This is a genomic window from Micromonospora sp. ATA51, assembly GCF_016802855.1.
Classification (GTDB): domain Bacteria; phylum Actinomycetota; class Actinomycetes; order Mycobacteriales; family Micromonosporaceae; genus Micromonospora; species Micromonospora sicca.
On the sequence record NZ_JAEVHJ010000640.1, the window covers coordinates 1 to 1,548 of the forward strand.

At 65.8% G+C, this 1,548-nt stretch carries 1 protein-coding gene; it reads left to right on the plus strand.

All coding sequences use genetic code 11. The features are described 5' to 3' along the window. The first annotated feature begins 220 nt into the window (after window positions 1–220). On the plus strand, window positions 221–1,465 hold the full coding sequence (locus JNW87_RS38580) for an IS110 family transposase (protein ID WP_238455460.1): 1,245 nt from the start codon (window positions 221–223) through the stop codon (window positions 1,463–1,465). Window positions 1,466–1,548: the final 83 nt, after the last annotated feature.

Sequence of the window (1,548 nt, forward strand, 5' to 3'; positions counted from 1 at the left end):
CGCCGCGGAGGCGGGAAAATGGCCTTACGCTCGGCCGGGTCGACGTCGTCCTCTCCTTGATGCCGTGGATCTCGTGGATTAGCTTGACGCTGGGAGTCGATCTTCAGGGACCGCGGATTGTTGCCGTTGAGAGCACGAGAGCTAGATTCTTGACCTCCCTCGACTCCCGGCCCGGTCGGGTGCTTCAGCTGGCTGCGTCGAGGGTTGGGCAGGTGACGGTATGGATGTTCTGCATGATCGTTGTGCCGCGTTGGACGTCAGTAAGAGAGACGTCAAGGTGTGCCTGCGCACACCCGGTGCCCGCCGGAACCAACGGCATACCGAGGTTCGTACCTACTCGACGATGACGAACCCGTTGCTGGCGATGCGGGACTGGCTTGTCGCTGAGCAGGTGACGTTGGTCGTGATGGAGGCGACGGGCGATTACTGGCGGTCGCCGTACTACCTGCTCGAAGACGCGTTGAACGTGGTACTGATCAACGCCAGGCAGGCCAAGGCGCTGCCCGGGCGCAAGACTGATGTCGCCGACTCGGTCTGGCTGGCCCAGCTGGCTGAATGCGGGCTGCTGAGGGCCAGTTTCGTGCCACCTGAGCCGATCCGCCAGCTGCGGGACCTGACCCGCTACCGCAGCGTGCTGACCGCTGAACGGACCCGGGAGGCGTCCCGGCTGGAGAAGGAACTCGAGGACGCCGGGATCAAGCTGTCCATCGTGGCCAGCGACATTCTCGGCGTGTCCGGCCGGGCAATGCTCGAAGCGCTGATCGCCGGCGAACGTGACGCCAACATCCTGGCGGACATGGCCCGGGGCCGGATGCGACCCAAGATCCCCGACCTGGTCCAGGCGATGATCGGCCGGTTCGGTGAACATCACGCGTTCCTCTGCCGCATGCACCTGGACCGCATCGACGCTCTGACCCGTGACATCACCACCCTGTCCACCCGGATCGGAGAGCTGATGGCCCCGTTTCACGACGTCTTGAGACGCCTGGACACCATTCCCGGGGTCAACCAGCAGGTCGCCGAGGTCATCATCGCCGAGACCGGCGCTGACATGTCCCGGTTCCCCACCCCCGGACATCTGGCGTCCTGGGCCGGGGTCTGTCCCGGCAACCACGAGTCCGGTGGACGCCGCAAGTCCGGGAAGACCCGCAAAGGCGACCACTGGCTCACCGCTGCCCTCGGCGTCGCCGTCCTGGCCTCCGGCCGCGGCAAGGACACCTACCTCGCCGCCCAGTACGCCCGGTTCATCCGCCGGCTGGGCAACAAACAGAAAGCCATCGTCGCCGTCGAACACAGCATGCTGACCTCGATCTGGCACATGCTGTCCAACGGCACCGACCACCAAGACCTCGGCGGCGACTACTTCCTACGCCGCGACCCCGACCGGGAACGCCGCCGCGCCATCACCGCCCTGAACAAACTCGGCTACACCGTCACCCTCAACCCGATCCAGACCGCCGCCTAACCCGACGACCGAGATCTATCCCGGCTCCGCTGCGCTCCGCTGGGGGCTGCCGCCCGCCCAGTCACCGTTCATTTTCGAGCTAG

Coding starts and splice junctions, on each gene's coding strand:
- JNW87_RS38580 (WP_238455460.1), top strand. CDS start 221: ATGGATGTTCTGCATGATCGTTGTGCCGCGTTGGACGTCAGTAAGAGA.